Here is a 16,929-nt window from a genome sequence, read left to right as displayed (position 1 = left end):
CCCTCAGGTCGTCGTCGACCGGGTGGGGGAGCGACCGAGCGGGGAGCCGGACTCGTCGCCGGCCGAGGTCCCGGCGGTCGGCTGGAGAGGCCTGGCGAGCTCCCGCACCGTGACGACCACCTCGAGCCAGCAGAACGCGGCCCGCCCCGCCGCAACGACGTCCTCCAGAGAGAACTCGGCAGGCCGGTCCTGCTGCGCGCCGGACGGCGGTGCCCCCGGATAGTCGCCGTCAGGGTCGTCCAGCCGCTCGGTCAGGAGGGTGATCAGTTGACCGTCTTCCCACCGGTACCCGTCACTCCCGTCCATGACCTCTCCCCACCGACACTCGGGCCGCACGCCCACGGACGCGGAACGCCGGGCCAGGGTCCCAACGAGTCCGCACTCCCCAGAGGCGCGAGCTACCCGCGCTGATACACCGCCCGGCCGGCACGTTGCCAGCGGCGCGTCAGCTGGAACGAGTCCGGGTGTACCGACGGTCGCCCCGTCCCTACAGTCGGCGCATGAGCCGGGCGCTCCGGTACGCACCGCCCCTCGCGAACAGGGACCTGATCGTGCGTCCCCGGCTGCTCGACGTCCTGCGGAGCCGCTTCGAGCGCCCCCTCACCGCGGTCGTCGCACCGGCCGGCTTCGGGAAGACGTCGCTGCTGGGGCAGGCCGTGAGCGAGAACGCCCTCTCGCCCGCGGGGGAGGACCGCTGGCTGACCTGCCAGGTGGACGACACCACGCTGTCCGTCCTGGCCTCGGGCGCCTTCGCCGCGGTCGGCCTCTCCGCCCCGGTGCCCGAGGACCCGCGGCAGGCCGCGGTCGCGGTGGCCGAGGCGATCTGGAGCGCGGCCCCTCGCCACATCGCCCTCGTCCTCGACGACGTCCACCTGGTGGACCGGGGCTCGCTGGCCGGAGAGTTCCTCGGCCACCTCGTCGAGGAGCTGCCGAGGACCGGGCACCTCGTCCTCGCCTCCCGCCCGCCGCTGCCGCTGTCGGTCTCCCGGCTCGTGGCCACCGGGGACGCCGTGGTGCTGCGGGAGGAGGACCTGCAGTTCCGCGACGACGAGGTCGCCGCGTTCGCCGAGTCCCGCGGCGTCTCCCCGGAGCTGCTCAGCGACGTCGGGGGCTGGCCGGCCCTGGCCGAGCTGACCGCCACGGCGGGCCCGTTCGCCGTCAGCGGGTACGTCTGGGAGGAACTGCTCACCCAGCTGTCACCGGAACGCCGGCACGCACTCGCGTTGCTCGTCGCCGTGGGGGGCGCGGACGAGGAGATCGCCGCCGCACTGCTCGATCGAGACGTGGACCTCCGGTCCCTGCTGGACGGGCTGCCCCTGGTCGTGCGCTCGCGCTCGGGCTGGTGGTCGCTGCACGGGCTGTGGGCGGCGGCCCTCCAGCACCACCTCGGCGCCGGGCAGGTGGCGGAGGCGCGACGGACCGCGGCCGCCGTCCTGCGCAGCCGCGGCCAGTACCACGAGGCGATGGGCCTGCTGCTCGACGCCCGGGCGTGGGAGGACGTCCGCCGGCTGGTCGTCGAGGTCTGCGAGTGCTGCACCGCGCTGGTGCCGACCGACGTCCTCGAGTCGTGGCTGCGCCGGTTGCCTCCCGAGGTGCAGCAGAGCCCCGAGGGCCTGCTGCTCGCCGCCATGGCGACGGAGCCGACCAGCCCGGGCGCGGCCGAGGAGCTCCTGGTGCAGGCGCTCGCCGGTGCGCACGGAGCCCAAGACCTGCGCTACGCCTGTCTCAACGCGCTCGTCCAGCTGGCCTTCTGGGGCGGGGACCGGCGGCGGATGCAGTTCCTGCTGCAGCAGCTGGAGGAGCTGGCGGAGGAGGGGCACCCCGGAGCCCCGGCGTTTGTGGCGCTCATCCGCGGCGGGGAGGCGCGCTCCACCGACGAGGTCCGGGCCGCGCTGGCGACACCGAGCCTGGTGTCGCGGACGGCGCTCAACCACCCCGTGCAGCACTGGCTGCACGCCCACCTCGTCCTGCTGAGGCTGGGCGACGCCTCGACCGGCGAGGTGCTGGCCCGACGCGCGCTGTCCCACCCCGCGACGACGATGCACGGCGTCTCGCGGTGCCTCCTCCTCGAGTCCTTCCGCCTGCGGGGGCGCCTGGACGAGGCGGAGCGGCTGCTGCCCTACCTGCTCGACGACATGCAGCCGGACAAGGTCCTCACGTCCCCCGATCTGGTGCCCTGTGCGGTCTCGGTGCTCGATGTCCTGGGGCGGCGTGCGGAGGCGGACGAGCTCCTCCAGACGTCCCGGTCGATCCTCCGCGGCTCCCCGGCCGGGTGGGCGCCCATCGCGTTGACGCTGGCGGAGGCCTTCCACGCGCTGTCCACGGGGGATGAGCAGCAGGCCGCCGCCGTCCTCCGGCCGACCACCCCGCTCAACGGGGCGCGCAGCTCGGCCGCCGTCCGGGTCTCGCCGGTCGCGCTGCCCCTGCTCTACGTGCTCGTGCCCGAGGTCCGGGAGCACTGGGACGCCGACCCGCCGCCCGGTGCCCTCGCCGACCTGCACGCCGGGGCGCGCGCCCTCGTCGAGCTGCGCGAGCGCAGGTCGACCGGGGCCGCCGGCGTCCTCCCGGCCACCGCCTGGCCGGCCCTGCGCGCCCTCCTGCCGGTCCCGTGGGTGGCCGAGCTGGCCCTGGCGATGGTGGCAGCCGGTCAGGACGGTGCCCGCGCGCTGGTCGAGGACCTCGGCCCCGTCGCCCGCGCGACCCTGCGTGCCCAGGCCGCAACGGCACCCCCGACCCTCGCTTCCACCGCCCGTTCGCTGCTGCGCGCGATCCCGGCGGTGCCGACCGCACGGTTGCACCTGCGCGTCCTCGGCCCGCTCGAGCTCCGCCGCGACGGCGTGGTCGTCACCGCGCCGGAGCTGCGCCGCGAGCGGGTGCGCCAGCTCCTCGGCTACCTGCTCACCCACGACCGGCCGACCCGGACGTCGATCACCTCGGAGCTGTGGCCCGACCTCGACGACGCGGCGGCCGGCCGGAACCTGCGGGTGACCCTCGCCTACCTGCAGAACGTCCTCGAGCCCGACCGCGGCGAACTCGATCCGCCGTACTTCCTGCGGAGTGCCGGCCCGGTGCTGCACCTGGTGACCGACGGAGCGCTCGAGACCGACGTGCTGCAGTTCGAGCGGGCCCTGGACGAGGCCGCCCAGCTGGAGCGCCAGGGCGTGCCCTCGGCGGCACTGACGGCCTACCTGCGGGCGGTGGAGCTGTGGGGCGGGGACCTGCTCGCCGACGTGACCGGCGGGACCTGGCTGGAGTGGGAGCGCGACCGCCTGCGCGGCAGGTTCGTCTCCAGCGCCGTCCGGGCCGGCAACCTGCTGCTGGCGCGGGGGGACACCACGACCGCCCGGACCCTCGCCGAGCGAGCCCTGCGGGCCGACGACTGCTCGGAGGACGCCCACCAGCTGCTCATCGCCGTCCACCTCGCCGACGGCGACCTCGTCGACGCGCACCGAGCCCTGCGGCGCTGCCAGCAGATGCTCTGCGAGCTGGGGGTGCCACCCCAGCCGCGGACGCGCGCGCTCGCGCAGCGGCTGACCCCCCGCGGCTGAGGCCCGTTCCCCCCTCTTTGACCAGCGGCTTCGTCCGGCTGGCGCTCCGCTAGCGCGGCCTCCCGAACCTCTCCCGTGCCGGCGCGATGCGCCGGGCGGACGAGAGGAACAGAGACATGGAGCCTGCCGAGGTCACCGTGCTGGTCCACCGCGCTGCCGAGGGCGACCCGGCGGCCTGGAACGCGATCGTCGACGAGTACGCCGGCCTGCTGTGGTCGGTCGTCCGCGGGTTCCGGCTCGACGAGGCGCAGGCCGCGGACGCGGTGCAGACGACGTGGCTGCGGCTGGTCGAGCACATCGCCGACCTCCGGGAGCCCGGGCACGTGGCGGGCTGGCTGAAGACGACTGCCCAGCGGGTGTGCCTGCAGGTCATCCGCCAGGGGGGTCGTGAGCAGCTCACCGACTGGGACGAGGACCGCATTGCGGGGAGCGGCGTCCGGTATGACGGCCCTGACGAGGACGGGCCCGAGGTAGCCGCGTTGCGGCAGGAGCAGCAGGAGTTGGTCCGTCACGTGCTGGCCGAGCTCCCCCGACCGACACCAGCAGCTCATGGAGTTGCTGCTCGCGTCTCCTGCGATCAGCTACCAGGAGATCGGCGCCCGCCTGGGCATGCCGGTCGGCAGCATCGGCCCGACGCGTGCCCGGATCCTCGCTCGCCTCCGGGGCGCGCTGACAACGGTCGGGCTCCGGGACTTCATACTGAGCTGACTGCGCGGCCCGCGTGGGCGGGATGTTCCTCCAGTGTTCGGGCCCTCGCCACGATGAGGGACCGAGCTCATACACGACCAATTCATGATCGGCGAGGTTTTCTCACCTCGTTCCGCGGTCGAGTGAGGTCAGGACAAGCGCGGCCGCGGTAATCGCGTCGATGCGCTGCGGGCAGAGGGTGACCCGGTCGAGGGCTGGCCAGTGGCCGAGCAGGGCGATGGCTCGTTCGGTGGGCGCGCGCAAGGCGGTGATCAGCTGGTTGTGGCAGCGGTTGTCCGGATGCAGCGGCCCGTCGGGCTGGTTCTTGATCGGCACGTGAACCCCGATGCCGGCGCCGGTGTAGCCCGTGTCGGCCAGCACCGGCAGGCCGCGGGCGGCGTACGGGTACAGGCTCGGCAGGACCAGCGCCCGGGCCGCGGTCAGATCGTGGGTCGATCCGGGGCGCACGGCGGAGGTCCACAGCGGAAAGCCGCTCGGGTCGCTGAGGATCTGCACCGTGCCGCCGAAGGCGTGGTGCTTGCCGGAGTACCACCGGTGGTGTGCTGGCCGGCCGTCGACCACGGCGCGGGCGGCCACCCGGTCGGTCGGGACCAGCGTGCCGTCCAGGCAGAGGAAGGGCAGCCCGGCAGTTCGGGCCTCGGCGAGCACGGCCTGGAGGTCGGGCGAGTGCCCGGCGATCACGTCGAGGCCTTCGTGCAGGTAGCGGTAGGCGGGGGCGACGCTCAGGCCTGCCTCACCGGCGAGGGTGCGCACGTCCAGGCGGTGGCGCAGCCAGCGCAGCACGAGGGCGACGTGGGTGTGCACCGTGCCGGCCCGCTGCGCCGGTCGGGTTCCGGGGCGGCGACGGTGGCGGGCGATCCATCCGGTGACGGCCTTGAGGATCGGCGCGGACACGTCCAAGTGGGCATGGCGGCTGGCACGATGAGACACAGCGGGCTCCCGGGGAAGAGGAGAACCTTTGGCGAGACGATCTTCGCCCCGAGAGCTCGCGCCCTCTTCCTGAAACCCGGCCGCCACCAGCGACGACACAAGTCAAGCCGTTAAAGCTGGTGAGAAAACCTCGGCATACCCCGTTGATGGTCGGTGCCAGTCATCAACATCCAGCCCCGCAGCACGCATCTGACCTCGCGATTCGACGTCCGCCATTGGTAGTGAATGACGTCGAGGTCAACTCGCAGGTAGACGGGTTGACCGCGTGCTGCGGGAAGCCTCGATTGACCGGGGGCGAGGAGCGGCACACCGCCGATGTCCTCAAGCGCCTCAGTCATCGCCGGGCACGGCACAAGCCGGGGGGCTCTTCTGCGGGCTGCCGTGACGCTCAGTGACGAGCAGGCGTGCCATGGACCAGAGGCGTCCGGGCATGGCCGGACGGCGACCGTTGACCACCATTTTGACCACCATCGAGCCCGGTTCGGTGCTGTTCGCTGCCTTCCGCCGTCGTTCCATATAGCGGTTAAGCTGCACAGACAAATCTGGATGAACGTGTGCGCACCGGCGGCCGACGGCTGGGGGTCAAAGGTTCGCAGGTCCACGTCCTGTCAGCCAGACAGCGGGACACCGCAGGTCAGGGGCCGTGTCCGGAGTGATCCGGAACGGCCCCTGACTGTTCTCCTGGGGGTCTGACCACCGTCTTGACCACCAGCAGGTCACCCTCACTCATTTCGGAGACGACGCCCGGCGGAGCCGTAGGGGCTCCCCGACGGATACCTGGCTCTGGACGTCACGGGCCTCGGGGCGCCACAATTGTGGCCATGAGCACCGAGTCGCTGCGGGTGGTCCGCGACCACTTGTCTGAGGTCATCGACCGGGTGGAGCACCAGCACGAGCGCGTGGTGATCACGCGGAACGGCCGGGCCGCAGCGGTCCTGATCAGTCCCGACGACCTCGATGCCCTCGAGGAGACGCTGTCGGTCCTCAACGACGCGGAGGCGCTGGCAGACATCCGGGACGCGGACGCCGCGTACGCACGGGGCGACGTGACCCGCGGTGTGGAGGCGGTCCGTCGGCTGCGGCCGTGACCGAGGGGCAGCCCTACGAGCTGGTCCTCACGTCGCCGACGAGACGCGCGCTCGCCGAGAGGTTGCCGGAGCCGGTGGCGGCAGCGGTCATCGACTTCCTGACCACGACGCTCGTCACGAGCCCGCGCAGAGCCGGCAAGCCGCTGCGCGGTGAGCTGGCCGGAGTCTGGTCGGCGCGACGCGGGACCTACCGGGTGCTGTACCGGGTGCTCGAGGAACCCCGCGAGGTCGTCGTCCTGCGGGTCGACCACCGCCGGGACGTCTACCGCTCCAGCTGAACGACCTGCGGCCGGCCTCCCGTCCTGTCACTCGCCGAGGATGGTGCCGAGGATGGCCACGGCGTCGCAGGAGACGTCGGGTGCGACGTGCCCGTAGACGTCCCCGGTGATGGCGATCGGCGAGTGGCCGAGGATCTCCGACACGGCTGCTGCGCGGGATCCGGGCGAGCCAGGCCGAGGAGCGACGGCGGGCCGGCTCCCTCTGGCAGCAGACCGGGTTCGTCGTCACCACCGGGACCGGCGAGCCCTGCGATCCCCGCAACGTCCTACGTTCTCCGGAGGTCGCCGCCGCAAGGGCCGGCCTCGCGCACGCCGGACTGCACACGCTGCGGCACTCCGCCGCCGTGACGACGGTGCCTTCGTCGCCGACCTCGGCGAGACAGCGGTCCGCTACCTGCTGGGCGGCGCCCCGCCTGATCCGGCTCCCGGGCCTCACTACCCGGAGTCCAGCCGCCTGCGGCGTGACCCGCAGTCCGCGAGGAGCCGCGGGCCCCACCGCCGGGCGGTCGACGTGCACGGTGTCGGTCAGGACGTGCCCTGGGCGACCTGTGTCGTCCAACAGGCGATGCCCCTGCCTCGCTGCGCGGAGTGGTCGGGCACCCTCTCGGCGAGCGAGGGCGGCCCGGAGAGTTCGTGGGCGGTGTCAGCCCTGGTCAGCAGGCCGGTTGCCGACCACCATCCTGACCACCGTTGCTCCTCGTTCGGGTCATTCACTCCGGTTCACGGTCGTTCCGTATGCAGCTTAAGCTGCGCATCTGCACTTCGGCGGACTGCTGCGGACGCGCTGCGCAGATCTGGGGGTCACGGGGTCGCAGGTTCACATCCGGTCAGCCCGACAGCAGAACCGCAGATCAGGGGCGGGTCGGTCGAGAGAGCCGGCCCGCCTCTCGCACGAGTACAGCAACGCGGCCGGAGGACAGCAACGGTCACCACCGCCGCGCCTCGTCGAGCCGGCCGCCGCCTTGCGCTGCTGGACGGGACCGACGGGGCTGTGGACGTCGGCCGTGACGGCGCACGACGAGCGACCCAGGTGCTCCTGGACGACCCTGGTGTGGGCATCGGCCGCCAGGAAGCTCGCGGCGGATACGGCAGCGTGTGCAGGGGGACGCCGCGCAGACCAGCATGCTGCGCCAGCACCTCGAGCCGCACCGGCCCACGAGGACCATAACGAGCCCGGAGACGCTGAGCGCCGCTCGCTGACCCACGTCACGCACGGTGTAGCCGGGCAGGGAGACGTGCTGCAGGTACACGGCGTAGCCGATCATCGCCACGCCGCCGACCAGGATCAGGTGTGGTGACCGGAGATGTCGGTCGAGGACGTGTGATGACGGGATTCGACCGGCTGATCTCGTGGAGGAGGGCCTCCGGACGTGGGGCGGAGCTGCTGAAGGCGACCAGTACACGAGCCCGGATGTCTTCGTGTCCCCGCTGATGCCGCGCTGACGCCGCGCCACCGACTTCGGCTGGCCCACGCCAACGTGACGCGACGTCGCCGGACACGTGCTCTCGAGCGATGCGGCGCACTCATCGACGCCAGTGATCATCCCCGCTGATCGGTCGGTGACCTGTTGGCCTCCGCCGGTTGTCGTGGTGGCACGTCTCACAAGGGGTCGTGCGCTTGCTGCCGCTGCCACGGGGCACGGAAGGGCGGAGCGGTTCTCGGGCCAGACCCGTCCGACGCCGGCCGGGCCGGCATCCGCCCGACTCAGCGCGGGCCGGGACGAGCCGAACCGCGGGTGGCCATCCAGCCGCCGCCCACCCCATGACCACCCATCTGAGAGGCCATTCCAACCATGGCGCAGTCGAAGAGCACCACACGCAGCGAGACCGTCGAGGTTCCCGTCGACGTCACCGTCGAAGACGGCGACCGCGGTCCGAAGGGCCCGACCGGTCCGGTCGGCCCCGCCGGCGAGCCCGGCGACAAGGGTCCCAAGGGCCCGGCCGGTCCGGTCGGCGAGCGGGGCGACAAGGGCGAGAGGGGTCCGGTCGGCGCCGTTGGTGAGCCTGGTGACAAGGGTGAGAAAGGCCGGACCGGTCCGATCGGTCCGGTCGGTGACCGCGGTGAGAAGGGACCGATCGGTCCCCGAGGCGAGCAGGGCCCGCAGGGCGAGACCGGCCTGCAGGGCGAGAAGGGGCCCGAGGGGGAGACCGGCCCGCGGGGCGAGCAGGGTCTGCCCGGCTCCACCGGTCGCCCCGGCGAGCAGGGTCCGCAGGGCCCGGCCGGCACGCCCGGGCTGCGCGGCGAGACCGGCCCGCGAGGTGTGGCTGGTGAGCAGGGGCTGCAGGGGGAGCAGGGCCTGCGCGGCGTCCAGGGCCCGCGCGGCGTGATCGGCGAGACCGGCGAGCAGGGTGAGCAGGGCCTGCCCGGCATCCAGGGTCTGCCCGGTCTGCAGGGCGAGCAGGGGGCTGCTGGTGTCCGCGGGCTGCAGGGCCCGCAGGGTGAGCAGGGTCCGGCCGGTCCGGCCGGCCCGGTGGGCCTGCCCGGTGTGCAGGGTCCGCAGGGCGCCTCGGGTCCGGCGTGGCTCCACCAGCCCAGCCCCGCCGAGCTGGCGTCCAAGGTGAAGCAGGCGGCGCTGGACGTCACGCCGCGCACCGTGCTGGATCCGCGGGTGGGCGCTCGCTACCTGGCCACTCTGACCTCGCGGCTGATCAAGCTGCAGGGCGGGCTGGTCCTGCGCGCCATCGTCGACACCGACGCCGCGGCCAACAGCCAGACCGGCGCCGACCTGTCCAACGTGCGCAGCATCGCCTGATCAGCATCGCCTGATCAGCATCGCCTGATCAGCATCGCCTGATCAGCATCGCCTGATCAGCATCGCCTGATCAGCATCGCCTGATCAGCATCGCCTGATCAGCATCGCCTGATCAGCATCGCCTGATCAGCATCGCCTGATCAGCATCGCCTGATCAGCATCGCCTGATCAGCATCGCCTGATCAGCATCGCCTGATCAGCATCGCCTGATCAGCATCGCCTGATCAGCATCGCCTGATCAGCATCGCCTGATCAGCATCGCCTGATCAGCATCGCCTGATCAGCATCGCCTGATCAGCATCGCCTGATCAGCGCAGCAAGAATCGAGGGGCGCCCCGGGTCCGCAACCGCGGACCCGGGGCGCCCTTCGCCGTCCGGGCGGCCCTCGCCGGCGGGCACCGTGCTCTCCGAGCGGTCGTGCACCTCGGCCGGTGCACGGTGACCAGGTCCGACGGGGAGTGCGCCGGCCGCAGGTGCGTCCAGGTCAGTCCGGTCACGTCCCCGCGCCGCTCGAGCGCCTCATGGGGAGGAGCGGGTCACGGCCGGGCGGACGGCATGCCGGCGGGCAGCAGGGCGGCCGCCCGCTGCGGTCCCGCGCGCCGGCCCGGACGGCGAAGCTGCCCTCGCCAGCCGGGCGCACCACCTCACTGCCGACGGTGCCGGTGGCGCTGGGGACGAGCACGGTCACCGGTCGCCGCCACCAGGTCGGGGCGGCGGACCGCCGCTGCGGGCTGATCACGAGGTCCAGCACCACCGGCGCCACGTCGGCCCCGGCCACCGGCGCTGCGCCCAGGCCGGGCGCCTCCTCGGAGAGCCGATAGCGGCCGGTCAGCCAGCGTGGTGCTCGCACCTGCGTCCAGTTCAGCGACGAAGCAGCCAGGATCGCGTACTCGCCCTCTCGTCCCTCGACCAGGTCCCGCGCCAGCTGGCCGTCCGGGTCACCGCGAACACCGTGTGCCCCCGCTCCCGGGCCAGCCAGACTGAACCGTCCCCGGTCTTGTAGCGGGGCGGTTATGCCGGCAGCGGTTGCTGCTCGGCGGTGATGGAACGGTAGTACTCCTGCTCGACCTCGACCGGGGGCCTGTGGTCAAGGGTGCTGTGCAGTCGGGTGGTGTTGAACCAGTGCACCCACGACAGGGTGGCCAGCTCGAGGTCCTCGACGGTGCGCCAGGGCCCGTCGCGGCGGGTGCACTCAGTCTTGTACAGACCGATCAGGCTCTCGGCTTGGGCGTTGAAGCTCCTATATCCGTCAAGCGGCTCGCAGGGGAAGTGTCACCTCCTGCGCCGGTGGCTGCTGCAGAACAGGAGCCGGGAGGAGGCGGTAGATCTCGCGGGCCAGGTAGCGCTTGAGACAGCGGATGATCTCGCGCTTGGAGAGGCCCTCGGCGGTGCGACGGGTGACGTAGTCGATCGTTGGCTGGGTGCCAGCGCATCCGGACGATGACGGCTCGGTAGAGCGCGGCGTTGGCTTGCCGGTTCCCGCCCCGATAGAGACGGTGACGACCGTTGGTTCGTCCGGAGCCGGCGGGGATGGGGCAGGCGCCGCACATCTTGGCGAAGGCGGCCTCGGAGCGGACCCGGTCGGTGTTGTCGCCGGCGGTCACCAGCATCTCGGCAGCGATGTCGAGCCCGATGCCGACGGCTTCAATGAGCCGCGGGGCGACGGCTGTCGTCTGCTTCTTCAGGTGCCTGCTGTGAGCCTTGATCTCCTCGTGCAGTTGCAGCCACCGTCGCGCCAGTGAGCTCAGCACATGTCGCATGGCGGCGTCGGGATCGACGGGGTCCGCGGCGGAGTCCAACGCGGCGCAGGCCTGGATGAGCTTGTGATCGGTGAGCGGCTCGAGCTCGGCGCGCAGATCGTCGGCCGCCGTCACCAGCGTCGCCTTTAGCGTGATCATGGCTGCGGTGCGCGCCTTGACCGCGGTATCGCGGGCGACCTTGAGCAGCCGCAGCGACTCGATGCTGCCGTCGGCGGTCTTCGGCGTGGCCAATCGAGCACCGGTGAGGACCTGCCGGGCAGCATGCTCAGCGTCGATCGTGTCGCTCTTGCCAGACAACCGACGCTCGCCCTTGCGGGGCGGCCGGTTGACCTCCTGCACCTTGTGTCCCTGCCGGCGCAGGAAGCGAGCGAGGCCGATCCCGTAGGAGCCGGTGCCCTCGACGCCGAAGCCACCAGGCGGCCACTTGAGCCGACGTGCGCAGTCGCGACGGCGAGCAGGTGCACGAACCCGTCCACGGTGGCCGGCACGAAAAGCTCAATGAGCTTGCCGCCGAGGCCATCGAGCAGCACGGCGGCGTGTTCGTCCTTGTGTGTATCGACGCCGACGATGACATCGTCGCGACGCAGCAGCATTCTGGTCATGGCCGAGGTCTCCTCACAGATCACGGTCGTGCCGCTGGTCGGGTCGGCGGACAGGACTGCGATGGGACCTGCTGCGATCAGGCTGAGGTGTGAATCCCGGAACCGCTGCTGGGATGTCGGGCCGGTGTCAGGCGGCGGGTCCGAGGGTGACGGTCTGTCCGAGTTTCTCCAGTTCGTGGACGAGCTTGCGGATGCGGTGTTCGGGTGAGCGTCGGCGCTGCGCCCAGTCCGGTCCCAGCTCGGCGTAGTCCACGCCGTCGTGGACGACGTGCCAGTAGGCGATGAGCAGGTCGTGGCGGGTGGCCCCGATCGCCTTGGCCACGCCGCGGCGGCTGCGGATGTGGGCGTGGTGGGCGGCCAGATAGGTGCCCTTGGTACGGGCGGCGGCGTGTGCGGCCTCGGTCAGCGCGGTGCGCAGGGCGACCGAGCCATGCCGAGTGCGCCCGGATCTGGGCCGGCCGCCGGAGCTGTTGTTGCCCGGGCAGATGCCGGCCCAGCTGGCCAGGTGCGCGGCGGTGGGAAAGACGCTCATGTCGGCTCCGCACTCGGCCAGCAGCATGAGCGCGGTGCGCTCGGAGACGCCGGGAATCGTGGTCAGCCGCCCGAGGATGGGACGAAAGGGCTCCGCGGCGGTGGCCAGGAGGGCGTCGAGGTCGGCGATCGCAGCGTCGAGGAAGTCGATGTGGGCCAGCATCTGGGCGACCAGCAGCCCGTGATGCCCGGTCCGGAACCGCCCGGCCAGCGCCTGCTGCAGAGCGGGGATCTTGGCCCGCAGCCGGCCGCGGGCCAGCTCGGCCAGCACGGCCGGATCGGACTGGCCAGCCACCAGCGCCTCCACCATCGCCCGCCCGGACTTGGTCAGCAGCCCCGAGGCGACACTGGTCAGCTTGATCCCGGCGTCCTGGCACACCTTCTCCAGCCGCTGGATGACCCGGGTGCGCTCCTCGACCAGCGTGCGCCGGTGCCGGGTCAGGTCCCGCAGTTCCCGGATCGGCGGGGGTGGGACGAAGCTGGGGCGCACCAGCCCGTGCTCGATCATCTGCGCGATCCACGCCAAGTCGGCCACGTCGGTCTTGCGGCCGGGGACGTGGTGCAGGTGCTCGGCGTTGATCAGCCACACCTCGAGCTGGTCTTCGAGCAGGTAGTAGACCGGTTTCCAGTACACCCCGGTCGATTCCATCCCGGCCCGGCTGATGCGGTGCTCGGCCAGCCAGTCCCCCAGCGCGCAGATCCCCGCCGTCGTGGTCGCGAACGTGCGGGTGGCTTGCTCCCGCCCCCGCCTGCCGCGGGCGGGCACCCGGACCGTGGCCACCACCGTGTCCCGGTGCACGTCCAACCCCGCGCAGCGCTCCACCAGAACGTCCATGCCGGCCTCCTCCCCGACGGGCACGTCGCCCCGGGGAGGCCTGCCATCGAAGAGTCTGAGGTTCGCGCTCGCAGCAGCAGGACAGGGTGCCTCAAGCCTCCACGCCACACTCCTATGCGGGTTCGCGGCACCAAGCAATCACGGCGTCTGACCGAGGCGACGGCCCACCGATTCTCATCCGGCAGGGTGGGCCACGGCCACAACCACTCCTATGAGGTCACTGCCGCCCGACCAGTGGTCGAAGCGTCGCTGCGGCGATGGTCGACACGTCAACGCGAAGGCACCCGCAGGGCCGGTCGTAACAGGGGTCAGGCCACCGCCGCAGCGACAGCAGAATGCTCGCAGTCGTAGGAGTCGCCGACGCTGCCGATGGAGGCGACCGCACCTGCGTCGGCGAGTCGGTCCTGGTACCGAATCGCGGTGTACTGACTGCCCGCATCGCTGTGTTGAATGACGCCGACGACGTCCTCGCCTGCGCGTTCACGGGTCCACAACGCCATCTCCAGGGCGTCTAGCGGCAGTTCGGTGGGCATGGAGGAGGCGGTGCGCCAGCCGACGATCCGCCGGCTGAAGGCGTCGTGGACGAGGGCGGTGAACGCCATGCCCGACCAGGTCGGCACGTAGGTGAAGTCCACCAGCCACAGCCGATTGGGCGCCGGTGCGGTGAAGTCGCGCTGCACCCGGTCCGGCGGTCGGGCCGCCGCCGCGTCCGCTCGCGTGGTCTTGAACGCCCGGCCGCGGCGGGCGCTGTGCAGCCCCTCGGTGCGCATCAGCCGCTCGACCTGGCGGCGGGAGACCCGGCGGCCGGCCACGCCCCCCTCGCGGCGCAGCTGTGCGTGCACCTTGCGCACGCCGTAGACCCCGCGGCCGATCTTGCGGTCGCCGTGCACCGTGCGGATGCGCTCCAGGACCACGGTGTCCCGTTGCGCGCGGGCCGAGGGCGGCCGCCGCTTGGCCGCCCGGTAGCTGCTCGGGGCGATCTGCAGGCCGTGCTCATGCAGGACCCGGCAGATCGGCTCGACCCCGAACTGCTCCCGGTAGGTGTCGATGTAGTCGATCAGCGCGGCGCGGGGCGGTCGAGTTCCGCCGCGAAGAAAGCCGAGGCCGTCGTCAGGATTGCGTTCGCGCGGCGCAGTTCGCGGACCTCCCGCTCCAGCTCACGCAGCCGGGCCCGCTCATCGGTGGTCAGCCCCGGCTCGGCGCCGGCGTCGACACGGGCCTGCTTGACCCAGTTCCGCAGCGTGTCCGGCTGGATGCCCAGCTGCTCACCGACCCGGCGGCAGGCGGCGTTGACGCTCAGCTTCTCCGGACCGTCGACGAGGTCGCAGGCGAAGCGGATCGCTCGCTCACGCAGCTCGTCTGGGTACTTCCTCGGTGCGGGCACGACTCCACTCTCCCGTGGATTCAGACCCGCTACGAGACCGGGGACGGTTCAGCCGTGTCCAACATGGCGCTCGCGCAGCCCGGTCACCTGCGCCCAGGGCAGTCGGGCCAGCGCCGTGCGCAGCGTCGGCTGGTTGCTCTTGACGGTGAACAGGTAGTGGGCTCCGCGGTTGTGCAGATAGTTCGCGTGTGCGCGCTGGCAGTGCAAGGCATCGGCGGTGACCACGAGGTCGTGCAGGTCAGGCACGGTGTCCAGGACGGTGGTGACCGCGGCCAGCTCGTCTCCGCCGTTCACTTCGGCCTGGGTCAGCGCCAGGCCCGCGGCGTGATCGAAGACCGCGATCAGTTTGGCCTGTCCACCGGGGCCGTCGCGGGCGCCGCGCAGGGTCTTGCCGTCGACGGCCAACACCGCACGGACCTCACCGCGCGGCCGAACATGCTGGGCGCGCTGTCGCTGCCGGTCCTGGCGGCGGGCCAGGACCCAGCCGGTCAGCGCCCGCTGCAGCGCGGCGGCATCGACGGCGGCCAACACCCGGCCGAACGTGGTCGCATGCGGCGTCGGCCCGCAGACGCTCACCGCCTGCTCGGCGTGCACGGCCCACTGCGCGATCGCCGCGTACGAGCGGGCGCCGGCCAGCACGGCGCCGACCGCGAGCAGCAGAATCGATTGCAGACCGTGACGACGGCCCCGCGCCTTACGCGGGTCAGGAACCGCAGACAGGGCCTGGAGCAGACCGATCGACTCGGCCGCACCCAGCGCCTCGGGTGGCAGGCCGGCCTCGGCGACAGTGTTGAGCACGCGGACGGGGAAGATGAACTCGCGGGCACGGGCCTCTCGCTGGTGATCGACGGCTTCAATCACCTTCAGATCACCACACGGCCCGTGCCCGCCCCCGAACTCCCAGCTCAAGCGCTCGTTGCCCGACTTTGCAGCGGCCCTGAGCCAGCCCCGGTCCGGAAGCGACCATCTGTCATTGCAGGTCCAGCTGGCCGCTGAGGGTGCTGTCGATGACTCGACCACCAAGCGCAGGGACTCGAGGAGGAGCGCGCCGGCCGGGGCGGAGCCTCGCCATGCCGTGGGCCGCGGAGTCCGAGGGCCCTCGCCGTCGCCGCCGTAGTTCGCGGCGACGAGGTGGCGACAGTGCCGCGGCTCGGTGGCCGGCGCCCTCGGACCGTCCTCCGCGACATCGAGTGGATCCGGTCGGGGGCTCCAGCGGCTGCGGACCTAGCGCGGCCTGTAGGCCGACGTCGCGGCCGACTGGTGGGGCGCATTCGCCGGTGGCCGCCCAGCTTCACCTCATGCGGTGTGCTGCCCCGTTGCTCTCGCCTCTGGGTTGTCGGGATCGACCAGCTGCGTCCCGGCCGGACGGCGTGACACATAGTTGACGGTCTGGTGACAGCGCAGCCCCAGCATGGAACCGGCCGTGGTGCCCACGTCGTCGGATGGGGAGAACAGCGTGACAGGAGATCGGCGCACGCCCAGGGGGTGCGACGCCTTCCTCAGTCACTCCTCGCAGGATCGAGACACCGCTCGCCGGCTCGAGGCTGCGCTGGAGGACGACGGCTTGAGCATCTGGCTCGACGACTCCGAGATCTGGCTCGGTCAGCTACTCGGACCCCAGCTGCAGCGCTCCATCCTGGAATGCGGATCGCTCCTGCTGCTCTGGTCCGAGGCGGCCGCGGCCTCGCGCTGGGTGAACTCGGAGTGGCTGATGGCGCTGCACCAGCAGCGGCTGATCCTGCCGTGTGTCTTGGATGCAACACCGCTGCCGCAGTGTCTGGGGAACACCGTCCGCCTGGACCTCGGCAAGGAAGGTGCCATGGCCAGCCCGCTGTTCCGGCGCGCGATCCGCGATGCGACCGGGGTACCGACACGGCTGGCCCCGGTGATGCGGAGCGAGTCGGACGAGCTACGGCGGATGATCCGCACCATCGCTCACGGCCAGGAGGACATGACTGGTGCACTCGGACAGTCGCTACAGGCTGCTGTCGATCTGCAGCGATCGCTCGACGACGTCATGGCGCAGGCCCGAGCGCGCTGGCCCCTCGATCCCATGATCGTGAACCTGGACGGCTATCACCTGAAGAACGCTTACATGCTCAAGCACTGGGATGCAATCCAGGCCGGTCGTGCCCCTGCCGACGAGCTGTTGTCGCGTGCCGAGCGGCGCTTCTTCGAGACGCTGTGGATCGATCCAATGGACCCTTCTGCACTCAACGGACTCGGGAGCATCCTCCTGTTCGAACGGGACCTCCACGCCGCTGAGTTCTTCATCCTCGCCGCCATCCGTGCAGCCGAGCGCAAGGGAATGTGCGATTACCCGGCCGCCCAGCACGATCTCGTCCTCGTCCGGCGATACCTGGAGGCCTGATCACATCGGTGACGCCCCGTATGCGGTCCCGGAGGCAGCTAGGTCACGGTTTCGGCTGCGCACGGACGGCCCCAAGACTGCCCGAGGTCCCTCGTCCGCTCGGGTGGTACTGCCCGTCCCTCGGCGCGGTCGCACGGGCAC

General features: G+C 71.7%; 15 protein-coding genes, 2 pseudogenes and 1 other annotated feature. Of the genes and pseudogenes, 8 read left to right on the top strand and 9 right to left on the bottom strand.

Annotated features, from left to right (window positions below):
• Positions 1 to 3: 3 nt before the first annotated feature.
• Positions 4 to 306 (bottom strand): hypothetical protein, encoded by a 303-nt coding sequence (locus ACWIZO_RS21960; RefSeq protein WP_448639734.1) that lies wholly within the window; start codon positions 304 to 306, stop codon positions 4 to 6.
• A gap of 194 nt (positions 307 to 500) precedes the next feature.
• Here ACWIZO_RS21960 and ACWIZO_RS21955 point away from each other — a divergent pair, with 194 nt between their 5' ends.
• From ACWIZO_RS21955 to ACWIZO_RS21945, 3 genes and pseudogenes are all read left to right on the top strand, one after another.
• Positions 501 to 3,548 carry a BTAD domain-containing putative transcriptional regulator gene (locus ACWIZO_RS21955; RefSeq protein ID WP_448639733.1) on the top strand — a complete coding sequence of 1,016 codons (3,048 nt, stop codon included), beginning with the start codon at positions 501 to 503 and terminating at the stop codon, positions 3,546 to 3,548.
• An 86-nt stretch (positions 3,549 to 3,634) separates the two neighbouring features.
• Positions 3,635 to 3,877: pseudogene (locus ACWIZO_RS21950) on the top strand (RNA polymerase sigma factor); the annotation flags it as partial.
• A gap of 220 nt (positions 3,878 to 4,097) precedes the next feature.
• Entirely contained in the window at positions 4,098 to 4,256 is a 159-nt protein-coding gene (locus ACWIZO_RS21945) for a hypothetical protein (RefSeq protein WP_448643014.1), read from the top strand.
• Positions 4,257 to 4,358: 102 nt separating this feature from the next.
• Here the strand turns inward: ACWIZO_RS21945 and ACWIZO_RS21940 are convergent, their stop codons facing one another.
• Positions 4,359 to 5,186: a transposase family protein gene (locus ACWIZO_RS21940; protein WP_448642989.1), complete on the bottom strand. Its 828-nt coding sequence runs from the start codon at positions 5,184 to 5,186 to the stop codon at positions 4,359 to 4,361.
• 821 nt (positions 5,187 to 6,007) lie between these two features.
• Between ACWIZO_RS21940 and ACWIZO_RS21935 the strand changes: the two genes are divergently transcribed.
• The 3 genes from ACWIZO_RS21935 to ACWIZO_RS21925 all read left to right on the top strand — a co-directional run bounded on the left by ACWIZO_RS21935 (position 6,008) and on the right by ACWIZO_RS21925 (position 9,305).
• A complete protein-coding gene (locus tag ACWIZO_RS21935) occupies positions 6,008 to 6,274 on the top strand; it encodes a type II toxin-antitoxin system Phd/YefM family antitoxin (RefSeq protein ID WP_448639732.1) in 267 nt (88 codons plus the stop codon).
• Positions 6,271 to 6,552, top strand: coding sequence for a type II toxin-antitoxin system RelE family toxin (locus tag ACWIZO_RS21930; RefSeq protein WP_448639731.1), 282 nt, complete (start codon positions 6,271 to 6,273; stop codon positions 6,550 to 6,552). Before ACWIZO_RS21935 ends, ACWIZO_RS21930 begins: the two co-directional genes overlap by 4 nt.
• 1,793 nt (positions 6,553 to 8,345) lie before the next feature.
• Positions 8,346 to 9,305 carry a collagen-like protein gene (locus tag ACWIZO_RS21925; protein WP_448639730.1) on the top strand — a complete coding sequence of 320 codons (960 nt, stop codon included), beginning with the start codon at positions 8,346 to 8,348 and terminating at the stop codon, positions 9,303 to 9,305.
• Between the two features lie 493 nt (positions 9,306 to 9,798).
• Here ACWIZO_RS21925 and ACWIZO_RS21920 read toward each other — a convergent pair whose 3' ends face one another.
• The 3 genes and pseudogenes from ACWIZO_RS21920 to ACWIZO_RS21910 all read right to left on the bottom strand — a co-directional run bounded on the left by ACWIZO_RS21920 (position 9,799) and on the right by ACWIZO_RS21910 (position 11,425).
• Entirely contained in the window at positions 9,799 to 10,155 is a 357-nt protein-coding gene (locus ACWIZO_RS21920) for a hypothetical protein (RefSeq protein WP_448639729.1), read from the bottom strand.
• A 161-nt stretch (positions 10,156 to 10,316) separates the two neighbouring features.
• Positions 10,317 to 10,538 (bottom strand): annotated as a pseudogene (locus ACWIZO_RS21915) (integrase core domain-containing protein); the annotation flags it as partial.
• On the bottom strand, positions 10,517 to 11,425 hold the full coding sequence (locus tag ACWIZO_RS21910; RefSeq protein ID WP_448642988.1) for a transposase: 909 nt from the start codon (positions 11,423 to 11,425) through the stop codon (positions 10,517 to 10,519). The gene ACWIZO_RS21910 and the pseudogene ACWIZO_RS21915, both read right to left, overlap by 22 nt.
• 74 nt (positions 11,426 to 11,499) lie before the next feature.
• Here ACWIZO_RS21910 and ACWIZO_RS21905 point away from each other — a divergent pair, with 74 nt between their 5' ends.
• Positions 11,500 to 11,760, top strand: a complete 261-nt coding sequence (locus tag ACWIZO_RS21905; protein ID WP_448639728.1) for a hypothetical protein — start codon at positions 11,500 to 11,502, stop codon at positions 11,758 to 11,760.
• A 34-nt stretch (positions 11,761 to 11,794) separates the two neighbouring features.
• On the opposite strand, the gene ACWIZO_RS21900 is transcribed toward ACWIZO_RS21905, so the two are convergent.
• The 4 genes from ACWIZO_RS21900 to ACWIZO_RS21885 all read right to left on the bottom strand — a co-directional run bounded on the left by ACWIZO_RS21900 (position 11,795) and on the right by ACWIZO_RS21885 (position 15,278).
• A complete protein-coding gene (locus ACWIZO_RS21900) occupies positions 11,795 to 13,033 on the bottom strand; it encodes an IS110 family transposase (RefSeq protein ID WP_448639727.1) in 1,239 nt (412 codons plus the stop codon).
• A 308-nt stretch (positions 13,034 to 13,341) separates the two neighbouring features.
• Positions 13,342 to 14,046, bottom strand: coding sequence for an IS3 family transposase (locus ACWIZO_RS21895; RefSeq protein ID WP_448642987.1), 705 nt, complete (start codon positions 14,044 to 14,046; stop codon positions 13,342 to 13,344).
• Positions 14,005 to 14,133 (bottom strand) — a sequence feature (AL1L pseudoknot). (Overlaps the previous gene by 42 nt.)
• Positions 14,091 to 14,417 carry a transposase gene (locus ACWIZO_RS21890; protein ID WP_448639726.1) on the bottom strand — a complete coding sequence of 109 codons (327 nt, stop codon included), beginning with the start codon at positions 14,415 to 14,417 and terminating at the stop codon, positions 14,091 to 14,093. It overlaps the preceding feature by 43 nt.
• Before the next feature lie 48 nt (positions 14,418 to 14,465).
• Entirely contained in the window at positions 14,466 to 15,278 is an 813-nt protein-coding gene (locus ACWIZO_RS21885) for an ISAs1 family transposase (RefSeq protein ID WP_448639725.1), read from the bottom strand.
• Positions 15,279 to 15,828: 550 nt separating this feature from the next.
• Here ACWIZO_RS21885 and ACWIZO_RS21880 point away from each other — a divergent pair.
• Complete coding sequence (locus ACWIZO_RS21880) at positions 15,829 to 16,788, top strand: TIR domain-containing protein (RefSeq protein WP_448639724.1); 960 nt, start codon at positions 15,829 to 15,831, stop codon at positions 16,786 to 16,788.
• Positions 16,789 to 16,929 lie beyond the last annotated feature (141 nt).

The organism is Geodermatophilus sp. URMC 63 (assembly GCF_053502565.1).
This window is presented reverse-complemented; position numbering and strand designations above follow the sequence as displayed.